The organism is Klebsiella oxytoca, from assembly GCF_009707385.1.
Lineage (GTDB): Bacteria > Pseudomonadota > Gammaproteobacteria > Enterobacterales > Enterobacteriaceae > Klebsiella > Klebsiella oxytoca_C.
Window position 1 is genome coordinate 5,186,850 of sequence record NZ_CP046115.1, and the last position, 20,534, is coordinate 5,207,383.

Sequence of the window (20,534 nt, forward strand, 5' to 3'; positions counted from 1 at the left end):
TAACTATGTGACTGGGGTGAGTGACAAATCTGCCGGGAGCAGATTTGAACGTCTCTTGCGACGGCCCGTGAGGGCGAGGCCCATGGATGGGCCGAGTAATCCGTAGCCAACACATAAGCAACTTGAAGTATGACGGATATATCCCTGTATTAGGGATAATAACCCTGTATTAACTATTATCTTTATCTTTCAGCCGTCAAGTTGAACGGCTGAGTTTTATGACAAAAGGGAGAGACAGATGCAACGTTGCGGATGGGTCAGTCAGGATCCTTTATATATTGAGTATCACGATAGCGAATGGGGCGTAGCTGAAAAGAATCCCCGGAAGCTGTTTGAGATGATTTGTCTTGAGGGCCAGCAGGCCGGACTATCGTGGATCACTGTGCTGAAAAAGCGTGAAAACTACCGCAACGCCTTTCACCAGTTTGACCCGGTTCGCGTGGCGGCTATGGGCGAAGAAGACGTTGAACGCCTGGTTCTGGATGCCGGCATTATTCGCCATCGCGGTAAAATTCAGGCCATCATCGGTAACGCCCGTGCCTTCCTGGCAATGGAAGAAAATGGCGAACCTTTCGCAGATTTCGTCTGGTCATTCGTCGACAATCAACCGCAGGTGACTCACGCCGCCACCCTGGCGGAGATTCCGACGACTACCCCGGCTTCGGACGCGCTGTCAAAAGCGCTAAAAAAACGCGGCTTTAAGTTTGTCGGCTCAACCATCTGCTACTCCTTTATGCAGGCCTGCGGTCTGGTCAATGACCACGTCACCGACTGCTTCTGTCACCCGGGAGGCCAGAATGATTCGCAACTGGGACGCTAACGAAACCGGCCCGCTGCTTGAACTATGGCTGGAAAGTACGATCCACGCGCACCCGTTTATCGCTGAAAGCTACTGGCATGACAGTCTGGCGATAGTACGCGACGTTTATCTGCCCGCCGCCCGAACCTGGGTTTGGGAGCAGGGCGACGCGTTGAAGGGCTTTATCAGCGTGATGGAATCCCGCTTCATCGGCGCGCTGTTCGTCGCGCCGGATGCCGCCAGGCAGGGTATCGGCAGCGCCCTGATCGGTGAAGTCAAAAAACACTACGGCTGGCTAAGCCTTGAGGTGTATCAGAAAAACGTGCAGGCGGTGAATTTCTACCATGCGCAAGGCTTCCGCATTGAAGACTGCGCATGGCAGGATGAAACCCAGCATCCGACATGGATTATGCATTGGTCGGCGGATCAAATGCCGTTAGCGTAAGCTCGGGTCCGGTATATTTTTCCAGCCAGGCCAGCGCCGTATTTCCGGCGCAGCCGTTGCCTAACCGCGATGTCGGAATATCTTTGGTCAGCACGTTCACGGCGCCGTTTTTGCAAATGCCCGCCTGAGGGTCAAGATCGGGCCAGGCTCCTTCATGCAAGCAGATAACCCCCGGACGAATGCCGTCGGTGACCACCGCGCCGGCCAGCACCTGGCCGCGTGAATTCCATACCCGCACCAGATCGCCATCGGCAATATTACGCGCCTGCGCATCCTGCGGGTGAATGGTTAACGGTTCGCGCCCCGCCACCGCATACTGCTCGCGCAGCGACGTATGATTGAGCTGGCTGTGAAGACGATGCGCCGGATGCGCGGAAAGCACCTGCAGCTGGCCTGCCTGAGCATTGCCATGCCACTCGTCCGGCGCCAGCCACATCGGGTGCGGAGGACAATCAGGATAAGCAAACCCGGCGATGGTTGGCGAGTGTATTTCAATTTTACCGCTGGCGGTTTTCAGCGGGTTTGCCAGCGGATCGGCCCTGAAGGCGGCAAAGCGGACAAAACGCGCGTTTTGAGGATTTTCCGGCATTTCAATCAGCTGATTCGCCTGCCAGAACTGGGCGAACGGCGGCAGCGTTACCTGCTGCTGCGCCCCGCGCTGGGCGGCAATCTGATAAAACGTCTCCAGCCACTGCAGATCGTTTTTACCTTCGGTAAAGCGCTCCCGCCCGCCCTTTTCCCAGCGTTCGCTAAGGTCGGCAAAAACATCGAAGTCATCGCGCGCCTCATCGCGCGGCGCAACCACCCGCTTCATCGGCACCAGATGCTGGTTGCTGTAATCTCCGGTCATGGTCATATCGTTACGTTCAAAAGAAGTGGTCGCGGGCAGCACGATATCGGCATGGCGCGCCGCCGCGGTCCAGAAGCATTCGGAAATAACGATAAGCTCCGGCTTTTGCCAGGCGCGGATCAGGCGATTGGTATCCTGATGATGAGTAAAGTTGGCGCCGCCCGCCCACCAGATAAAACGAATATCCGGGAAGCGGCGTTCCATACCATTATGCTGATAGACCGCGCCGGGGTTCTCCAGCGCTTCAACGATACGAGCGACCGGAATTTTTTCTACCGCGTCGGTACCACCCGCCACGCTACCCGGCATCGAGGCCAGCACCGCTGCGCGGCGCGTTGGATTACCGCCGTTGGCAAAGTGATAGGAGAGGCCAAAGCCTCCGCCCTCGGTGCCAATCTGGCCGAGCATGGCGGCAAGCGTCACCAGCATCCAGTGCTTTTGTTCACCAAACTGCTGGCGCTGCATTCCCCAGCCGGACATCAACATCGTGGTATTTTCGTGGAATAATTTTGCCAGTTGGCGAATTTTATCTGCATTAACGCCACATATCTCGGCAGCCCACTCTGCCGTTTTAGGCGTTCCGTCGCTTTCCCCGGTCAGATAGCGGGCAAAAACGTCGTAGCCGCTGGTGTAGCGGGCCAAAAATGCATCATCCTGCCAGCCGTTTACCACCAGCGTGTGGGCGATGCCGAGCATCAGCGCCACGTCAGTGCCCATATGCGGCGCGATCCACTCCGCCGTATCGCCAAAGAACTCCGCCGTTTCCGATCGCATTGGATCGATGCAGATCACCCGCTTCCCGCTCTGGCGCAAGCGGTCAAACCACGGGATCCCCTGTTCGTCAGAAGCATTCCAGGCAATTTTTAGCGTATTTAATGGGTTAGCGCTCCACAGCACTACCACCTCGCTATGTTCCAGCACCATCGGCCAGCTGGTCTGCTGCTGATAAACCTCATTACCGCCTACCACGTACGGCATAATTGCCTGCGCCGCGCCGGTGGAATAATCCCCCAGATGCCCGGTATAGCCGCCCGCCAGGCTCATATAGCGCTGGAGCAGCGTCGCCGCTTTGTGCAGCACGCCGTTAGAACGCCAGCCGTAGGAGCCCGCGAAGATGGCGCTCGGGCCATAACTGTCGCGAATGCGTTGATGCTGAGCGTGAATCAGATCCAGCGCCTGTTCCCAGCTCACCCGCACAAACTCATCCTTGCCGCGCACGCCTTGTGGACTTTCAGGAGACGCAAGAAATCCCTTACGCACCATCGGATAACGCACCCGAGTCTTGCTATGTACCTGATCGCGCACGGCCGTTTGCAGGGAGTTGGCAAAAGGCGTATCAAGCGCCCCGCGCGACGAGATGACGTTTTCTCCGTCGGTTTCGACCAGCATGGGTCCCCAGTGGGCTGCGGTCAGGATAGTTTTAGTGGTAGATGAGGTTGGCAAAGCAGGCTCCTGGTCAGCGATAGCAGGTATGGTGACGATAAGTTATTCAGTTGTTCAATGTTATTTACAAATTGAGATGCGCTCTGCGGAATTTTCTCCGGCTTCGGGCGTCATAATCAACCGTCACGGTCGCTGTGGCAAAGAATAAAAAGGATTAAGGAAATAAGATGAAAAAACGCGTACTCATGATTGCGGCTATCGTTAGCGGCGCACTGGTCATTTCTGGCTGTACCACCAACCCGTATACCGGCGAACGTGAAGCGGGTAAATCCGGTATCGGCGCGGGTATTGGTTCGTTAGTCGGCGCTGGCGTCGGGGCGCTCTCGTCATCCAAACATGACCGCGGCAAAGGCGCGCTCATTGGCGCTGCGGCCGGCGCGGCGCTGGGCGGCGGCATCGGTTACTATATGGACGTTCAGGAAGCGAAGCTGCGCGAGAAAATGCAGGGAACCGGCGTCAGCGTGACGCGCAACGGCAACAACATCGTGCTGAATATGCCCAACAACGTGACCTTCGACAGCAGCAGCGCCAACCTCAAACCAGCGGGCGCCAATACCCTGACCGGCGTGGCGATGGTGCTGAAAGAGTATGAAAAAACCGCGGTTAACGTGGTTGGCTACACCGACAGCACCGGCAGCTAGGAGCTGAATATGCGCCTGTCACAACAGCGTGCAGAGAGCGTCGCCAGCTCGCTTATCACCCAGGGCGTAGCGGCTAATCGTATTCGTACTACCGGTATGGGCCCGGCAAACCCTATCGCCAGCAATAGCACCGCAGAAGGTAAAGCGCAGAACCGCCGCGTTGAGATTACCCTCAGCCCGCTGCAGTAACCTCCCTCCTCTGCCCGGCGAATTGCCGGGCAAAATGCTTGATATAGCGAATTTTCGCGCTAAGGTGTGTGCAGATTTCAGCAAAGGAAGCCACCATGGCGAAAGCGGCGCGAGCAACCATCAGCGATGTGGCGAAAGCCGCAAAGACCGGCAAAACCAGCATTTCACGTTATCTGAACGGCGAGAAGCATCTGCTTTCCGACGATTTACTGAGGCGTATTGAAAAAGCGATTGCCGAGCTCGATTATCGTCCCAGCCTGATGGCCCGCGGCCTGAAGCATGGCCGCACCCGGCTAATTGGCCTGATCATCGCCGATATAACCAACCCCTACTCCGTCAATGTGCTCAGCGGCATCGAAGCCGCCTGTCGCGAAAAAGGCTTCACCCTGCTGGTGTGTAATACCAATAACGAGCTGGATCAGGAACTGCACTATCTCGACCTGCTGCGCAGTTATCAGGTTGAAGGGATCGTGGTCAACGCCGTCGGGATGCGTGAGGATGGCCTCAACCGCCTGCAGCAGTCGGCGCTGCCAATGGTGCTTATCGATCGCAAAATCCCGGAATTCGCCTGCGATGTCGTCGGACTTGATAATGCCCAGGCCGCCACCACCGCCACGGAACATCTGGTGGAAAAAGGCTTCGAAGCCTTACTGTTCCTCAGCGAACCTATAGGCTCGGTCAACACCCGCCGCGAACGTCTGAGCGCCTTTCGTAGCACTCTCCAGCGCCATACCGGCATCGTTGCGGAAAACGCCGAAGTACCGCTTAACGATAGCGCGATGCTCGATAACGTCCTGCGTCATTTTCACTCCCACCATCGTGGAATGCGTAAAGCGGTGATTTCCGCCAACGGTGCGCTGACTCTACAAGTTGCGCGCTCCCTGAAACGCGTTGGCCTGATTTGGGGTAGCGATATCGGCCTGCTGGGCTTCGACGAGCTGGAGTGGGCCGAGCTGGCAGGCGTGGGGATAACGACCCTCAAGCAGCCAACCTGGCAGATTGGCTTTGCCGCCGTTGAGCAGGTGGTCCGCCGGATTGAAGGCAGCACCGATCCGGTTTGTGAGCGCGTGTTTTCCGGAGAACTGATCGTCAGGGGCTCCACCTCCCGCTAACGATCCTTCGTGATGACGATCATAAATTAGACATCCTGGCCTTTGTTTTGGAACCGATACCATCTAGCGTAATAAACAACGCATCAGATAATCGCCGGAGTTTACAGGATGGCCAGAAAAATTATTGTCGTTACCGCCGCGTACGGGAATGACCATGTTAAAGCGCTGGGCGGGCAGTCCGCCGTGCTGCCGTTTATCGCCGATTCCGGCGCGGACGGCGTGGAGATCCGCCGCGAGCTGTTCAGCGCTGATGAACGACATCGTCTGGCGGATTTAGCCGCAAAAATTGAGCGCCGCGGCCTGTTGGCCTGCTATTCCGCGCCGGAACCCCTGTTCGCCGCAGACGGTTCGCTCAACCCCCATCTTTCCGCGCTTTTACTGGAAGCACAAACGCTTAACGCACTGTGGCTGAAGCTCTCGCTGGGCCACTTTATCCATCACGAAGGTCTCGAAAGCCTGCGCGATATTCTGCAAGAGAGCGGCATGGCGCTGGTGGTGGAAAACGATCAAACCAACTGCGGCCAGCTGGCGCCGATGCAGCGCTTTAAAGCCGCCTGCCGGATTAATCAGCTGCCGATCACCCTGACCTTTGATATGGGCAACTGGCTATGGGTAGGTGATTCGCCGGAAGAGGCCGCGCGTCACCTGGCTCCTGCCGTCAGCTATATTCATGTTAAGGCCGCTGAGCCGCACCATTCTCAGTTTCGCGCAGTTCCGCCGGATGAAGCCTCCGGGCGCTGGCTGGCGCTGCTCGACAACCTGCCCGCCGATGCCCCACGCGGGATTGAGTTTCCGCTGACCGGCCATGACCTGACGGCCGTGACCCGCCGCTACGTCAACCTGTTACGCGAGGATTAAGTTATGCAAAAAACGTTAGATGTCATCACCATAGGCGAGGCCATGGCGATGTTTATCGCCACCGAAACCGGTGAGCTGGCCGATATAGAACATTTTATGAAGCGCGTGGCGGGCGCGGAGCTTAACGTCGCAACCGGCCTGGCCCGCCTCGGCTTAAGCGTCGGCTGGGTGAGCCGCGTTGGTCAGGACAGCTTCGGCCGTTTCGTCCTCAATGCGCTGGCAAAAGAGGGGATCGACGCATGCGGAGTGAGCACCGATGGCCGCTACGCTACCGGCTTTCAGCTGAAATCTAAAGTTGAAAATGGAACCGATCCCATTGTGGAGTATTTCCGTAAAGGTTCCGCTGCCAGCCATCTGTCGTCGGATGATTTCAACGAGTCGTACTTCACCAGCGCCCGCCATCTGCATTTAAGCGGCGTAGCCGCTGCGCTGTCGGAAAGCTCATATGCCCTGCTGGACCTCGCGGCCCGCACCATGAAGGCACACGGAAAAACGATCTCTTTCGACCCTAATCTGCGCCCCACTCTGTGGAAAAGTGAAGCCGAAATGGTCGAGAGGCTCAACCAGCTCGCCTTCCAGGCCGACTGGGTTCTGCCGGGTTTAAAAGAAGGGATGATCCTGACCGGGCAGCAAACGCCGGAAGCCATCGCGGATTTTTATCTCACTCGCGGCGTTCGCGCGGTGATCATTAAAACCGGTTTCGACGGCGCCTGGTATAAAACCGCCGACGGCGAACAAGGGGCCGTGGCGGCGATAAAAGTGGATAACGTCGTCGATACCGTCGGCGCAGGCGATGGTTTTGCCGTTGGGGTGATTAGCGCCCTGCTGGAAGGTAAGCCGCTGCCGCAGGCGGTTAAACGCGGTAACAAAATCGGTTCGCTGGCCATTCAGGTTCAGGGCGATAGCGAAGGATTACCCACGCGCGAAGCGCTGGGCGAGTAAGCAGATTCAGTACAACGTCAGGGCCGCCCTGTACCCTACATGCAGCGCGGCGTAACAGACCACAATGATAAGTGTCACCTCACTAACAGAGGCAAACCTATGAATAGCTCGACGAATGCAACAAAACGCTGGTGGTACATCATGCCTATCGTGTTTATCACGTACAGCCTGGCATACCTCGACCGCGCTAACTTCAGCTTCGCTTCGGCGGCCGGTATCACTGAAGATTTGGGGATCACCAAAGGCATCTCCTCCCTGCTGGGGGCGCTGTTCTTCCTCGGCTACTTCTTCTTTCAAATCCCCGGTGCGATTTACGCCGAACGCCGCAGCGTCCGCAAACTGATTTTTATCTGCCTGATCCTGTGGGGCGCGTGCGCCTCGCTGACCGGGATGGTACACAATATTCCCGCGCTGGCGGCGATCCGTTTTATCCTTGGCGTGGTAGAGGCGGCGGTAATGCCGGCGATGCTGATTTATATCAGCAACTGGTTTACCAAATCCGAGCGCTCGCGCGCTAACACCTTCCTGATCCTCGGCAACCCGGTAACGGTTTTGTGGATGTCGGTGGTTTCCGGCTATCTGATTCAGGCCTTCGGCTGGCGGGAAATGTTTATTATTGAAGGGGTTCCGGCAATTATCTGGGCTTTCTGCTGGTGGGTGCTGGTGAAAGATAAACCGTCGCAGGTCAACTGGCTGGCGGAAAGCGAAAAAGCGGCCCTGCAGGAGCAGCTGGAGCGTGAACAGCAGGGGATCAAACCGGTGCGCAACTACGGCGAGGCCTTCCGCTCGCGTAACGTTATTCTGCTGTGCATGCAGTATTTTGCCTGGAGCATCGGGGTTTATGGTTTTGTACTGTGGCTACCGTCAATCATCCGCAGCGGCGGAGAAAATATGGGCATGGTGGAAGTCGGCTGGCTCTCTTCCGTTCCTTATCTGGCGGCAACCATTGCGATGATCGTGGTGTCATGGGCCTCCGATAAAATGCAGAACCGCAAACTGTTCGTCTGGCCGCTATTGTTAATTGCCGCCTTCGCGTTTATCGGCTCGTGGGCCGTCGGCGCGAACCATTTCTGGGCTTCTTATACTCTGCTGGTGATTGCCGGCGCGGCGATGTACGCCCCGTACGGGCCGTTCTTCGCTATCATTCCTGAAATGCTGCCGCGTAACGTTGCTGGGGGCGCCATGGCGCTGATTAACAGCATGGGCGCGCTGGGCTCATTCTTTGGCTCATGGTTTGTTGGCTACCTGAACGGTACCACCGGCAGCCCGTCAGCATCGTACATCTTCATGGGAGTGGCGCTTTTCGTCTCGGTATGGCTTACTCTGATTGTTAAGCCTGCTAATAATCAAAACCTTCCGCTCGGCGCACGTCACGCCTGAAACCTCAACGCAACGGAGAACCGCATGAAGCCGTCAGTTATTCTCTACAAAACGCTTCCCGACGACCTGCAACAGCGTCTGGAACAACACTTCGCCGTTACTCAGGTGAAGAACCTGAGCCCGGAGACCGTTTCGCAGCACGCCGCCGCCTTCGCCGAAGCGGTTGGACTGCTGGGTTCCAGCGAAAAAGTCGATACCGCGTTACTGGAGAAAATGCCGAAGCTTCGTGCAACCTCGACTATCTCCGTCGGCTACGACAACTTTGACGTCGAGGCGTTGAACGCGCGTAGCGTGCTGCTGGTGCACACGCCAACCGTGCTGACCGAAACCGTCGCCGATACCGTTATGGCGCTGATGTTAAGCACCGCGCGTCGGGTAGTTGAAGTAGCTAACCGCGTGAAGGCCGGAGAGTGGACCAAAAGCATCGGCCCGGACTGGTTTGGTAACGACGTGCACCATAAAACGCTTGGTATTGTCGGCATGGGACGTATTGGAATGGCGCTTGCCCAGCGCGCCCACGCCGGCTTCGGCATGCCGATTCTGTATAACGCTCGCCGCCCGCATCCGCAGGCGGAAGAGCGCTTTAACGCCCGCTACTGCGATCTTGACACCCTGCTTCAGGAAGCTGATTTTGTCTGTCTGATCCTGCCGCTGACCGAAGAGACTCATCATCTGTTCGGCAAAGCGCAGTTCGCCAGAATGAAACGATCCGCCATCTTTATTAACGCCGGGCGCGGTCCGGTAGTTGATGAGAAAGCGCTGATTGCCGCGCTGCAGGAAGGCGTTATTCATGCCGCCGGACTGGACGTTTTCGAGCAAGAGCCGCTGGCGAAAGACTCCCCGCTGCTGAGCATGCCGAACGTCGTTGCGGTGCCGCATATCGGCTCTGCGACCCATGAAACGCGCTACAACATGGCGGCCTGTGCGGTAGATAACCTGATTGATGCCCTGAACGGCAAGGTAGAGAAAAACTGCGTAAACCCGCAGGTGAAGTGAGAAAAGAAAACCCGGGCAAAGGTCAATCCCAGCCCGGGTTGTCAGAAGCGTTAACGGGTCGCGTTAACTGCCGCAGTCCATGCCTGGTTAAAGGCCTGGTGCTGAGCAGCCAGCGGCCCAATCAGCGTATTGTACTGGCTGGCCTGCTGTGAAGTCGGGAACTGAATACCGTTTGCCACGAAGCTGACCTGGGCTTCCTGCTGAGCAATAAAATCGCCCACCTGCACCAGCTGCTGAGTAAATACCTGCGCGGCCGGGATTAACGGCTGTAGCGCGTTCGCCGGAGCGGTGACGACTTTATTATATACCTGGTCAAAGACCGGCTTGAGATCGTCACCCTGTTTCAGCGCACCGCGAGCGGCATCCGCCTGCATTTTTGCGTTTTCGAGCTGCTGGCTAAGGACACCTAACGCGCCGTTTGCCTGACGCAGAGGCTCGCGTTGGGTCACATAATCCTGCGGTACGCGAATCGCGTTGACGCTATCAACCACGGGACGCAAACCCGCATCCATCGCCTGGCTCACCTGCTGCGAGTAGCCGTAAATCACCGCGTAATCGGAAACGAAAGGCCCAAACTGTTTTTTCTGATCGGCGGTCAGCGTCGGCAGACGTTCGCCGCTACGCATTGCCGTATTTTGCAGGAAGTCGATAAACGCTTTGCGCTGATCGCCTTCTTTATCAAAACACCCACTCAGGCTAACCACCATTAACAGGGCCGCAATAGCCGCAAACCAGCGAGAGCAGGACTTTCCTGTCGCCATTTTTTTACTCCTTTCAGCCAAAAAAAGCGCAAACAGACACACACGTGCCAGACGCTGACAAGGATAGTCCAGGTCGGCCTTGCAGGATACCTTTTCCTCACAATCTTCCGCCTTAAAACCGGGTTTTTGGCGTTTTCGCGTGCGGTAGTACCGTCTGTTAAGCTCATCACAATTACCATCATCGCTCAGCCCGCAACGAATTTATCTAATAGACTGATTTAATTATTTTTAATTAAACAGGGCTCTTTACGCACCAGTAAAGCGGACGATAATCGCACGCTTCCCTTTTTGCCTGCATTGCCTGAACCGCCGTTCGATGATTTTATTAAATGAGCGATTAACGACAACTTGTTCGATAATCGCACAAACAACATCAACGCCCGCGAGGGAGATAATAATAATCTATACCCAACATAATCCGAGTTGCAGGACAAGCTGAACAGCGCTTGCGCAGCCCCTAAAGGCGAAGCCAACGCACAGGCAACTTGAAATATGACGGGTATATCTCTGTCCCCCGCTCTGCCTGCCAGGAATGCCGCATGAAGAAAACAACCATCGATATTCAGGCTTTTATTAATGAACATCCCTTCACGAAATACCAGTGGATGATTCTGGCCTTATGTTTTATCACCGTCGCGATGGACGGATTCGATACCGCGATAATCGGCTTTATCGCCTCTGACCTGGTGCAGGAATGGGGCGTCGAAAAATCAGCGTTAGGCCCGGTGATGAGCGCCGCCTTAGTCGGACTCGCCGTCGGCGCGCTCACCGCCGGCCCGCTCGCCGATCGCGTTGGGCGTAAAAAAGTGCTGATTATGTCCATCGTGGTTTTCGGCGGCTTCAGCCTGCTGACCGCCTTTGCAACCAGCCTGAATCAGCTGACGCTACTGCGTTTTCTCACCGGCCTTGGGCTGGGGGCCGCCATGCCGAACGCCGCAACGCTGATGAGCGAATATGCCCCCGAGCGCCGTAGGGCGCTGATGGTCAACCTGATGTTCGTCGGCTTCCCGATGGGCTCCTCGCTGGGAGGCTTTCTCTCCGCGTGGATGATTCCCCATTACGGCTGGCAAAGCGTGCTGGTGCTTGGTGGCGTGATGCCGCTGCTGCTGGCGGTAGTACTGATTTTTCTTCTGCCGGAGTCAGCGCGCTATATGGTCGTCAAACGGCAATCCGCTGAGCGTATCGCCGCTATTCTGCGCCGCATCGCGCCTGTTCCCGAGCAGGCAGAATTTGAACTCCGTGAGGCGGGACAGATACAAGAGAAGTCCGCCATCGGCGTTATTTTTTCTCCGCGCTACGCCGTCGGTACCGTCATGCTCTGTCTGACCTACTTTATGGGCCTGCTGATCTTCTATTTACTGACCAGCTGGCTACCGCTGCTGATTCGCGAAACCGGCGCGACGATGAGCCAGGCCTCTATTATCACCGCGTTGTTCCCGCTGGGTGGCGGCATCGGCGTACTCATCCTCGGAGCGCTGATGGATAAAATCAACCCGAACAAAGTGGTTGCCGTAGGCTGGCTGCTAACCGGGGTATTCGTTTGCCTGGTCGGTTTCTCAACCCACAGTCTGCTGTTGATGGGAGTAATGGTATTTATTGCCGGCAGCATTATGAACGGCGCGCAATCGTCAATGCCTGCGCTGGCGGCAGGGTTTTATCCTACGCAAGGACGTGCGACCGGCGTCGCCTGGATGTTAGGAATTGGTCGCTTTGGTGGCATCCTTGGCGCATTTAGCGGCGCATTTCTGATGCAGGCCCAGCTCTCTTTCGAAACAATCTTCTCACTGCTGGCTATCCCGGCCTTCTTGTCCGCCATTGCGCTGCTGGTGAAATACAAGCTGAGCCAGCGCCAACCCACGACTTTGCAGAGTGAAGTGGATAAACTGCAGAAAGCGTAACCCCGAGGCCAGCGTGAGCGCGCTGGCCTTTTCCGCTTTTCTTCTTAACTGTTTACAATAATTTTCTAATCCGTTTGTATTGATATTAATCATCGCCTTATCTCCGGGCGATCCCCCCTGACCTAAGCCATGCCGGCAAATAATCACTAGCGTGATCATTTTTTTGTTTTTTTACGACTATTCTTAAGAAGCTCTACATAATTCACCCTCCGCCGTATGAAAGAGAGGAGTTCTCAATGGAATATAAAGATCCTGCATTTGAACTACTGAGCAACCTGGAACAAATTATTTTTAAAGATCAGTCTCAGGCGGCCTCCCTGACGCGTAAGCCCGCCGTATTCAGCGAATTTGAACAGCTGCGCAAAGGTACCGGGCTGAAGATAGATGATTTTGCCAACGCCATGGGCGTCAGCGTAGCAATGGTGCAAGAGTGGGAATCGAGACGCGTCAAACCCTCGATTACAGAGCTAAAACTGATGCGCTTAATACAGGCTAACCCACAGCTTTCAAGACAGCTTATTGATTGATAAATTTAAATATTTTTGATTTTGGCTAGCGGTCCTGTTAAGGGCCGTTTTCAAGCCAGCGAAAAAAAAGTTTGCTATCACCCCGCGAAAATGCGTTAATGCTCGCAGGTTTGATGTAAAGACCACAGAGCATTCGAATAGAGCAGTCCTTCAAAGGTTATCCGTTGATACCCCGGTAGTGAACTTTCCCTTTATCGCTTCAAATCTGTAGTCCAGACCGTAACGCCGAAAGGCTCATTTATTTTTTTAAAGGTAATTCACTATGTCCGGTAAAATGACTGGTATCGTAAAATGGTTCAACGCTGACAAAGGCTTCGGCTTCATCACTCCTGACGATGGCTCTAAAGACGTGTTCGTACACTTCTCTGCTATCCAGAACGATGGCTACAAATCCCTTGATGAAGGTCAGAAAGTTTCCTTCACCATCGAAAGCGGCGCTAAAGGCCCGGCAGCTGGCAACGTAACCAGCCTGTAAGCTTAAAAAGCTCAGAATTCTAAAGTCCCTGCCAAACGGCGGGGATTTTTTTGCACTTAACAAACCGCCATCGCAGGATGGCGGTTTTGTATTTATATCGTCTCAAAGTACCAGTCGCCTTCCCGCCATTCCAGGCTGTGAGTCAGCTTGAGAGCCTGTAAAAAAGCGTCATCATGCGACACCACTATCATTGCGCCGGGAAACGCCGCCAACGCAGCTTCAATGGCCTGAGTAGACGCCAGATCGAGATGGTTAGTCGGTTCGTCCAGCAGCAGGAGCTGAGTGGCATCCCGTCGCCAGAGCACACAGGCCAGCGCCGCCTTCAATCTTTCTCCTCCGCTCAGCGCCGATAGCGGCAGATGGACTTTATCCGCGCCAAGCTGTAGCTGCGCCAGCTGGCTGCGTAACACGCCTTCTTCTAAGGGCGTGTCGCCGAGATTCAGAAGCGCCATTACCGACAGAGACAGATCCAGCTGAGTCAGATGCTGGTCGAGATACGCCGCGTTAACCGATAAGCGGCAGTTTCCTGAAAGCGGAGGCTCCAGCCCCAGCAACGTTTTGAGCAACGTGGTCTTACCGCAGCCGTTGGGGCCACGCAGGGCCACGCGCATCGGTCCATCCATACGCCAGTTCAGCGGCGCCATAACCGTATGCGCCAGCTGCAATGCCTCCAGCTCCAGCACCTGTTTTCCGGCGGCTATATGACTGCCCGCCAACGTAAACATCACCGGGCTGTCCTCTTCTACCCGCTCCCGGGCCTGCATTACAGCATTGTTGAGCGCGCCATTTTGTTGGCGATGCTGGCGCTGAAGGCTGCCAGGCCGTTCTTTCGCCGCGCCTTTGTAAGCCACCCGCTCGAACGACGCGATATTTAGCGTATCAACGGTGCGTAGCGTCTGCGCGGAACGCCGCTGGCAGGCATCGTGCTCTTTATGCATTCGTGCGCGAGTACGACGACGTTCAGTTACGGCATGTTCCAGCGCGGCGCGAGCCGCCTGCTGCTCCACCTCTCGTTGCTGCTGATAATCCGCATAGTTGCCCCCATAGATTCGCAAAGCAGTGGGCGTCAGCTCCATGATACGCGGCATTAACATCAACAGCTCCCGGTCATGGCTGGCAATCAGCGCCCCACCGCGCCATTGCTCAAGCTGCTGATACAACCACTTCCGACCCTGCCGATCGAGATGGTTGGTAGGTTCGTCAAGCAGCAGAAAATCCGCGCCGGATAAAAATGCTCCGCTGAGTTGCGCCTTAACTCTTTCGCCGCCGCTCAACGAAGAGGCGAGCCGCCCGGGGGAAAACTCACCCAAGCCAGCGGCCAGGAATGCGGTATTCAGACGATCCGGGAGATCCCAAAAACCATCCAGGCGTTCAAGATCGTCGGCTCGCCCCTCGCCTCGCTCAAGACGAGTCAGAGCAGAAAAAATGAATTCGAAACCCAACAATTCCGCTAATGTCGTAGCTGGCGTAATCATCTGCTGCTGAGCAACATAGCCGACTGAAGCCATACGTTCGATATGTCCGCCTGACGGCGAGTCAAGCCCCGCCAGCAAACGCAACAGCCGGGTTTTCCCAACGCCATTACGACCGACAAGACCACACAGTGAGGCTTCCAGCGATAAATTTAGCGGACCAAAAAGGGTATCTCCCGTCGCAAACTGACAGGTGACCTGATGCAAAATAAAAGAGGGGGACTGGGCACAATGAGCCATAAGCACTCCTGAATGAAATCAATACTTCCCCTGCTGGCAATTAGCGCTAAGCAAGGCGTGAAATTCATCAGTCGTGTTTGTTCATTTGGCGTGTGCTCTCCAGTGAGACGAGGGATTCGTCGGGACATAGGATAGCCACACCCCGACATGAATTTCAAGTCTGTTTTTTCACCAGATAACGAAAGTTAAAAAAAAGCCTCCTGGTGACAGGAGGCAAAATATCTATTTGATGGAAAATAACAGGGTGCACTGAGAATGCTTCACGCCGTAAGAATGACGGGAATCGCTCCCCGCCAGATGCTCTTACTGTTTAATTCCACAGGCTAAGAAGGCCACCAGCTCAATATTCCCCTGTCTGAGCTGTAATTCACATGGTGAGTCACGTACCATCCAGGTGAATAATAAAATATATCCGTCATACTTCAATTTGCACGTGCGTTGGCGGCCCTCGCTCATCCCGGTCACTTACCTCAGTAAGCTCCTGGGATTCCCTCACTTGCCGCCTTCCTGCAAATCGAATTATTTAGGTATAGCGAAGCAAATCACTATTAAGCCAAACAACAGATACTTTTGCGGCATTCCTCGCTTCCGGTGTTGATTTCCAACAAGTAAGAGGCTACTTTTACGGTGTTGATGCATAGGGGAGCCTCACTTTGATTTATCATCAGGTGGGGTTTTTCTCTGTCTGTCTCCCGCTAAATGCCTGAGTCAAACAGTCTCAAGCACCCGCAGCTATTCTACCGCAAATATCTGAGCAGACTGCGTTGGCATATTCCTAAAATATTTCTCACTAATGAATAAAAATAATAGAAATATCAGCGAAAGAATTATTAACGGTTCGGCTATTTATATTTCACAGATAAAAAAACCTGCCCTGAGGCAGGTCTTTTATTATTAACGATACGCTTACTGCAGCAGGGAAATATCCGCTACCTGCAGGAATAGATCGCGCAGCTTGGACAGCAGCGTCAGACGATTCACGCGCACGTTCTGGTCTTCAGCGTTCACCATCACGTTCTCGAAGAACTCATCCACCGGCTCGCGCAGGGACGCCAGCTCAATCAGCGCATCCTGGTAACGTCCTTCGGCGAAGTACGGCTGCAGCTTATCGCGCAGCACGACTAAATTACCTGCCAGTTTGATTTCAGCAGCTTCTTTCAGCACGGAGGCATGAACGATATCGTTCAGCGTAACGTCTGATTTCGCCAGAATGTTGGAGACACGCTTGTTCGCCGCCGCCAGCGCGGAAGACTCTTCGAGGGTACGGAAATGCGAAACCGCCTTCATACGCGCATCAAAGTCTGCCGGACGGGTCGGACGACGCGCCAGCACCGCCTGAATAGTGTCGACAGTGTAACCCTCATCCTGATACCAGGCTCGGAAACGGCCCAGCATGAAATCGATAACATCATCAACAACGTTGGCGTTAGTCAGCTTGTCGCCGTATAAACGCACCGCTTCTTCAGTGAGAGTCTGCAGGTCCAGATTCAGGTTCTTCTCAACGATGATACGCAGCACGCCCAGCGCGGCACGACGCAGCGCAAACGGGTCTTTGTCACCTTTCGGATGCTGACCGATACCAAAGATTCCCGCCAGGGTGTCCATCTTATCGGCAATCGCAACCGCGCAGGCTACCGGATTTGACGGCAGATCATCGCCAGCGAAACGCGGCTGATACTGCTCGTTAAGGGCAACCGCGACGTCTTCCGCTTCGCCATCATGGCGCGCGTAGTGCATACCCATCACGCCCTGAGTATCGGTGAACTCAAAGACCATGTTGGTCATCAGATCGCACTTAGACAGCAGGCCCGCGCGGGTAGCATGGTTCACGTCAGCGCCAATCTGCCCGGCGATCCAGCCGGCCAGCGCCTGAATGCGGTCCGTTTTATCGCGTAAGGTACCCAGCTGCTGCTGGAACAGCACGGTTTGCAGACGCGGAAGGTTATCTTCCAGACGTTTTTTACGGTCGGTATTGAAGAAGAACTCAGCATCTGCCAGACGCGGCCGAACGACCTTCTCGTTACCGGAGATAATCTGCTGCGGGTCCTTCGACTCGATGTTGGCCACAAAGATAAAGTTCGGCAGCAGCTTGCCCGCGTTGTCGTAAACCGGGAAGTACTTCTGATCGCCCTTCATGGTGTAAACCAGCGCTTCAGCAGGCACCGCGAGGAATTTCTCTTCGAACTTCGCCGTCAGCACCACCGGCCATTCCACCAGTGAAGTCACCTCTTCCAGCAGACTTTCGCTTAGATCGGCATTGCCGCCAATTTTACGCGCTGCTTCTTCCGCATCGGCTTTGATTCTGGCTTTACGCTGTTCGTAATCGGCGATGACTTTACCGCGCTCCAGCAGGATTTGCGGGTACTGATCGGCATTATCGATGGTGAACTCCGGCTCACCCATAAAGCGATGGCCGCGAATAACGCGGTCGGACTGTACGCCCAGAATTGTCGCCGGGATCACGGTGTCACCCAGCAGCAGAGTCACGGTATGAACCGGACGTACGAAGTGGACGTCAGAGGCTCCCCAGCGCATCAGTTTCGGGATCGGCAGCCTGGCCAGCGAAGCGGCAATCATATTCGGCAGCAGCGCTTCGGTGCTCTCGCCCTTCACGTGGGCGCGATACAGCAACCATTCGCCTTTGTCGGTCACCAGACGCTCAGCCTGATCGACGGTAATGCCACAACCACGCGCCCAGCCCTCAGCCGCTTTGCTCGGTTGACCGCTGGCATCAAACGCCTGGGCAATCGCCGGACCGCGTTTTTCAACTTCTCGATCTGCTTGTGCAGACGCCAGATTCGCCACCTTCAGCGCCAGGCGACGCGGGGCAGCAAACCATTCAACTTTACCGTGCGCCAGGCCAGCGTTATCCAGCTCAGCGGTCACGTTCGCAGCAAAGGATTCAGCCAGGCTGCGCAGTGCTTTTGGTGGCAGCTCTTCAGTGCCGATTTCCACCAGGAAAGTTTTCTCAGACATGGCCGCCTCTTATTTATTCTTGTTGCACATCGGGAAGCCAAGGGCTTCACGGGAAGCATAGTAAGCTTCAGCCACTGCTTTAGTCAGGGTACGAATACGCAGGATGTAGCGCTGACGTTCGGTGACGGAGATGGCTTTACGCGCATCCAGCAGGTTAAAGCTATGGGCGGCCTTCAGAATGCGCTCGTAGGCAGGCAGCGGCAGCGGATTTTCCAGCGCCAGCAGCTGCTGAGCTTCTTTCTCATACTGCTCAAAGCAGGAGAACAGGAAGTCAACGTCAGCGTATTCGAAGTTGTAGGTGGATTGCTCAACTTCGTTCTGATGGAACACGTCGCCGTAGGTGGTTTTACCCAGCGGGCCATCGCTCCAGACCAGGTCGTAAACGCTGTCTACGCCCTGAATATACATCGCCAGACGCTCGAGGCCATAGGTGATCTCGCCGGTAACCGGCTTACACTCCAGACCGCCTACCTGCTGGAAGTAGGTGAACTGCGTAACTTCCATACCGTTCAGCCACACTTCCCAACCCAGACCCCAGGCGCCCAGCGTCGGGTTTTCCCAGTTGTCTTCGACAAAGCGAATATCATGGATGGTCGGATCCATACCCAGCTCTTTCAAAGACCCAAGGTACAGCTCCTGAATGTTATCCGGAGAAGGTTTTATCACCACCTGGAACTGATAGTAGTGCTGTAAACGGTTCGGGTTTTCACCATAGCGGCCGTCGGTCGGTCGGCGAGAAGGCTGCACGTAAGCGGTAGCCATCGGCTCCGGGCCCAATGCGCGTAAGCAGGTCATCGGGTGAGAGGTGCCGGCGCCAACTTCCATGTCCAGTGGTTGAACAATGGTGCAGCCCTGGCGAGCCCAGTAATCCTGTAAGGTCAGGATCAGGCCCTGGAAGGTCCTGGTATCAAACTTTTGCATATGATTTCGTGCTGGATACGTGTGGATTTAAAGGAAGGAGCCAGTATACCCGCTGGCTGCGAGATATACAGTACGAAACGGGATTGTTTAGGGAAAATTGCGGAAATAAGCGCCACCGGAGGCGCATTTAGCGCATGGAAAGATGTAAAAACTGCCCTTCCGGGTCAAAAGAACAGATAAAGCGTTCATTACGCGAAGTCACTCCTGAAAGCTCGTAGCTCCCCTGGAACTGTTCGAAACGACTGACATCAATCTGATGTACGCCCGTGCTGTAGCGCACTGCGGCGTTATCTTTGCACAATTGCTCCATATTAAGCGTCGCCTGCGGCGTTATCCGTCCTTTTTGCGCCTTCTGCACCGGCTGAGACGACGTTGTGCTACAGCCCGCCAGCATGCAGAGCAGCAGCCCAGAAAACGCATATTTCATTACCATTTTTTCTCGACCGCCTTGTTAGTAAATTGTTATCGTGCAGGTTACGTTAAATGACCGGCTCATTGTGCGAATTGGGCCACACCTCGACAAGTCTATGCCGAAAAACTCGGATTATTCCACTGAAATACAAGCGGATAAGGGCAGTCAGACTCTTTATGAGAGGAGAAACAGAGGTACTGATGCAGGAAAAAATAAACTGGATTACTAACTTGCGCGGCATTGCCTGCCTGATGGTCGTCATGATTCACAGCACGACCTGGTATATCACCCACCCGCACACCATCACCCTGCTGGAGTGGGATTTAGCGAATATCCTGAACTCTGCGTCTCGCGTCAGCGTACCGCTGTTTTTTATGATTTCTGGCTATCTGTTTTTCGGCGAGCGCAGCGCGCAGTCCCGACATTTTCTGCGTATCGCGCTGTGTATCCTGTTTTATAGCACGTTTTCGCTGCTCTACATCACTCTGTTTACCCATATCAACGTTGAGCTATCGTTGAAGAATTTGCTGCAAAAACCGGTGTTCTACCACCTGTGGTTCTTCTTCGCTATCGTCGTCATCTACCTGCTGTCGCCTCTGGTTCAGGTCAAACAGATTAACGGCAAAATGCTGCTGGCGCTGATGCTGGTGATAGGGATTATCGCCAACCCCAATATGGTAACGGTGAAAGCGGGGGGGATAGAGTGGTTGCCGGTCAATCTCTATATTAATGGTGATACATTTTACTATGTGATGTACGGCGTGCTGGGACGGGCAATCGGCATGCTGGATACCAATAAAAAATGGCTGACTCCGCTCTGCGCCGCGCTTTTCATTGCGGGAGTCTGGGTGATATCACGCGGCACGCTACACGAACTGCGCTGGCGCGGCGATTTTGGTGATACCTGGTATTTATACTGTGGTCCCGCGGTTTTTGTCTGCGCAATTGCCCTACTGACGTTGGTAAAAAATACGCTTAATACGCGTCCGTTGCCGCTTATTGCGCTGATTGCGCGTCATTCGTTAGGAATTTACGGTTTTCATGCGCTGATTATTCACGCACTACGCGCCAGCAAGATTGAGCTAACCTCCTGGCCGTTACTGGATATCGTCTGGATCTTCAGCGCCGCGCTGCTGGGTAGTTTACTGCTCTCGATCCTGGTACAGCGGTTTGATACCCGTCGCCTGGTCAGCTAAA

Annotated in this window: 17 protein-coding genes and 2 pseudogenes; 12 read left to right on the plus strand and 7 right to left on the minus strand. The window is 54.9% G+C overall.

The features are described 5' to 3' along the window. Nucleotides 1-238: 238 nt before the first annotated feature. Together tag and GJ746_RS24235 are read left to right on the plus strand one after the other, a co-directional pair. Complete coding sequence (tag, locus tag GJ746_RS24230) at nt 239-820, plus strand: DNA-3-methyladenine glycosylase I (RefSeq protein ID WP_154682446.1); 582 nt, start codon at nt 239-241, stop codon at nt 818-820. Then, nucleotides 798-1,244 carry an N-acetyltransferase gene (locus tag GJ746_RS24235; RefSeq protein ID WP_154682447.1) on the plus strand — a complete coding sequence of 149 codons (447 nt, stop codon included), beginning with the start codon at nt 798-800 and terminating at the stop codon, nt 1,242-1,244. Before tag ends, GJ746_RS24235 begins: the two co-directional genes overlap by 23 nt. Here GJ746_RS24235 and GJ746_RS24240 read toward each other — a convergent pair. Then, nucleotides 1,207-3,537, minus strand: coding sequence for a molybdopterin guanine dinucleotide-containing S/N-oxide reductase (locus GJ746_RS24240; RefSeq protein WP_154682448.1), 2,331 nt, complete (start codon nt 3,535-3,537; stop codon nt 1,207-1,209). The genes GJ746_RS24235 and GJ746_RS24240 overlap by 38 nt on opposite strands. A 167-nt stretch (nt 3,538-3,704) precedes the next feature. Between GJ746_RS24240 and GJ746_RS24245 the strand changes: the two are divergent. The 6 genes and pseudogenes from GJ746_RS24245 to ghrB all read left to right on the plus strand — a co-directional run bounded on the left by GJ746_RS24245 (nt 3,705) and on the right by ghrB (nt 9,655). After that, nucleotides 3,705-4,367, plus strand: a pseudogene (locus GJ746_RS24245) (OmpA family lipoprotein). Nucleotides 4,368-4,462: 95 nt separating this feature from the next. Continuing rightward, nucleotides 4,463-5,479, plus strand: coding sequence for a LacI family DNA-binding transcriptional regulator (locus GJ746_RS24250; protein ID WP_154682449.1), 1,017 nt, complete (start codon nt 4,463-4,465; stop codon nt 5,477-5,479). A gap of 108 nt (nt 5,480-5,587) precedes the next feature. Next, nucleotides 5,588-6,337, plus strand: coding sequence for a sugar phosphate isomerase/epimerase family protein (locus GJ746_RS24255; protein ID WP_154682450.1), 750 nt, complete (start codon nt 5,588-5,590; stop codon nt 6,335-6,337). Between the two features lie 3 nt (nt 6,338-6,340). Further along, a complete protein-coding gene (locus GJ746_RS24260) occupies nt 6,341-7,279 on the plus strand; it encodes a sugar kinase (RefSeq protein WP_154682451.1) in 939 nt (312 codons plus the stop codon). 99 nt (nt 7,280-7,378) lie between these two features. Next, nucleotides 7,379-8,659, plus strand: coding sequence for an MFS transporter (locus GJ746_RS24265; protein ID WP_154682452.1), 1,281 nt, complete (start codon nt 7,379-7,381; stop codon nt 8,657-8,659). 24 nt (nt 8,660-8,683) lie between these two features. Continuing rightward, nucleotides 8,684-9,655: a glyoxylate/hydroxypyruvate reductase GhrB gene (gene ghrB, locus GJ746_RS24270; RefSeq protein ID WP_154682453.1), complete on the plus strand. Its 972-nt coding sequence runs from the start codon at nt 8,684-8,686 to the stop codon at nt 9,653-9,655. A gap of 50 nt (nt 9,656-9,705) precedes the next feature. On the opposite strand, the gene GJ746_RS24275 is transcribed toward ghrB, so the two are convergent. Further along, on the minus strand, nt 9,706-10,416 hold the full coding sequence (locus GJ746_RS24275; RefSeq protein WP_154682454.1) for a DUF3053 domain-containing protein: 711 nt from the start codon (nt 10,414-10,416) through the stop codon (nt 9,706-9,708). A 539-nt stretch (nt 10,417-10,955) separates the two neighbouring features. Between GJ746_RS24275 and GJ746_RS24280 the strand changes: the two genes are divergently transcribed. From GJ746_RS24280 to cspA, 3 genes are all read left to right on the plus strand, one after another. Beyond that, entirely contained in the window at nt 10,956-12,314 is a 1,359-nt protein-coding gene (locus GJ746_RS24280; protein WP_154682455.1) for an MFS transporter, read from the plus strand. Nucleotides 12,315-12,550: 236 nt separating this feature from the next. Further along, nucleotides 12,551-12,841, plus strand: coding sequence for an HTH-type transcriptional regulator (locus GJ746_RS24285; protein ID WP_154682456.1), 291 nt, complete (start codon nt 12,551-12,553; stop codon nt 12,839-12,841). Nucleotides 12,842-13,103: 262 nt separating this feature from the next. After that, a complete protein-coding gene (cspA, locus tag GJ746_RS24290; protein WP_000014594.1) occupies nt 13,104-13,316 on the plus strand; it encodes an RNA chaperone/antiterminator CspA in 213 nt (70 codons plus the stop codon). A 92-nt stretch (nt 13,317-13,408) separates the two neighbouring features. On the opposite strand, the gene GJ746_RS24295 is transcribed toward cspA, so the two are convergent. The 5 genes and pseudogenes from GJ746_RS24295 to GJ746_RS24315 form a co-directional block, all read right to left on the minus strand. Next, nucleotides 13,409-15,028, minus strand: coding sequence for an ATP-binding cassette domain-containing protein (locus GJ746_RS24295; RefSeq protein ID WP_154682457.1), 1,620 nt, complete (start codon nt 15,026-15,028; stop codon nt 13,409-13,411). A gap of 303 nt (nt 15,029-15,331) precedes the next feature. Then, a pseudogene (locus tag GJ746_RS24300) lies at nt 15,332-15,436 on the minus strand (Hok/Gef family protein); the annotation flags it as partial. A 498-nt stretch (nt 15,437-15,934) separates the two neighbouring features. After that, nucleotides 15,935-18,004, minus strand: coding sequence for a glycine--tRNA ligase subunit beta (glyS, locus tag GJ746_RS24305; protein ID WP_154682458.1), 2,070 nt, complete (start codon nt 18,002-18,004; stop codon nt 15,935-15,937). A gap of 9 nt (nt 18,005-18,013) precedes the next feature. Then, the gene (gene glyQ / locus GJ746_RS24310; protein ID WP_004126458.1) at nt 18,014-18,925 is read right to left on the minus strand and encodes a glycine--tRNA ligase subunit alpha; all 912 of its coding nucleotides are present in this window, start codon (nt 18,923-18,925) and stop codon (nt 18,014-18,016) included. A 127-nt stretch (nt 18,926-19,052) separates the two neighbouring features. Next, the gene (locus GJ746_RS24315; protein WP_154682459.1) at nt 19,053-19,358 is read right to left on the minus strand and encodes a YsaB family lipoprotein; all 306 of its coding nucleotides are present in this window, start codon (nt 19,356-19,358) and stop codon (nt 19,053-19,055) included. A gap of 179 nt (nt 19,359-19,537) precedes the next feature. Between GJ746_RS24315 and GJ746_RS24320 the strand changes: the two genes are divergently transcribed. After that, on the plus strand, nt 19,538-20,533 hold the full coding sequence (locus GJ746_RS24320; protein ID WP_154682460.1) for an acyltransferase: 996 nt from the start codon (nt 19,538-19,540) through the stop codon (nt 20,531-20,533). The last annotated feature ends 1 nt before the right edge of the window (nt 20,534 follow it).

Bases quoted from the DNA above. Each gene is read 5' to 3' on its own strand.
- glyQ (WP_004126458.1), bottom strand. From the start codon at position 18,925: ATGCAAAAGTTTGATACCAGGACCTTCCAGGGCCTGATCCTGACCTTA.
- GJ746_RS24250 (WP_154682449.1), top strand. From the start codon at position 4,463: ATGGCGAAAGCGGCGCGAGCAACCATCAGCGATGTGGCGAAAGCCGCA.
- GJ746_RS24315 (WP_154682459.1), bottom strand. From the start codon at position 19,358: ATGGTAATGAAATATGCGTTTTCTGGGCTGCTGCTCTGCATGCTGGCG.
- GJ746_RS24295 (WP_154682457.1), bottom strand. From the start codon at position 15,028: ATGGCTCATTGTGCCCAGTCCCCCTCTTTTATTTTGCATCAGGTCACC.
- GJ746_RS24285 (WP_154682456.1), top strand. From the start codon at position 12,551: ATGGAATATAAAGATCCTGCATTTGAACTACTGAGCAACCTGGAACAA.
- GJ746_RS24255 (WP_154682450.1), top strand. From the start codon at position 5,588: ATGGCCAGAAAAATTATTGTCGTTACCGCCGCGTACGGGAATGACCAT.
- ghrB (WP_154682453.1), top strand. From the start codon at position 8,684: ATGAAGCCGTCAGTTATTCTCTACAAAACGCTTCCCGACGACCTGCAA.
- GJ746_RS24265 (WP_154682452.1), top strand. From the start codon at position 7,379: ATGAATAGCTCGACGAATGCAACAAAACGCTGGTGGTACATCATGCCT.
- glyS (WP_154682458.1), bottom strand. From the start codon at position 18,004: ATGTCTGAGAAAACTTTCCTGGTGGAAATCGGCACTGAAGAGCTGCCA.
- tag (WP_154682446.1), top strand. From the start codon at position 239: ATGCAACGTTGCGGATGGGTCAGTCAGGATCCTTTATATATTGAGTAT.
- GJ746_RS24280 (WP_154682455.1), top strand. From the start codon at position 10,956: ATGAAGAAAACAACCATCGATATTCAGGCTTTTATTAATGAACATCCC.
- GJ746_RS24275 (WP_154682454.1), bottom strand. From the start codon at position 10,416: ATGGCGACAGGAAAGTCCTGCTCTCGCTGGTTTGCGGCTATTGCGGCC.
- GJ746_RS24260 (WP_154682451.1), top strand. From the start codon at position 6,341: ATGCAAAAAACGTTAGATGTCATCACCATAGGCGAGGCCATGGCGATG.
- GJ746_RS24235 (WP_154682447.1), top strand. From the start codon at position 798: ATGATTCGCAACTGGGACGCTAACGAAACCGGCCCGCTGCTTGAACTA.
- GJ746_RS24320 (WP_154682460.1), top strand. From the start codon at position 19,538: ATGCAGGAAAAAATAAACTGGATTACTAACTTGCGCGGCATTGCCTGC.
- cspA (WP_000014594.1), top strand. From the start codon at position 13,104: ATGTCCGGTAAAATGACTGGTATCGTAAAATGGTTCAACGCTGACAAA.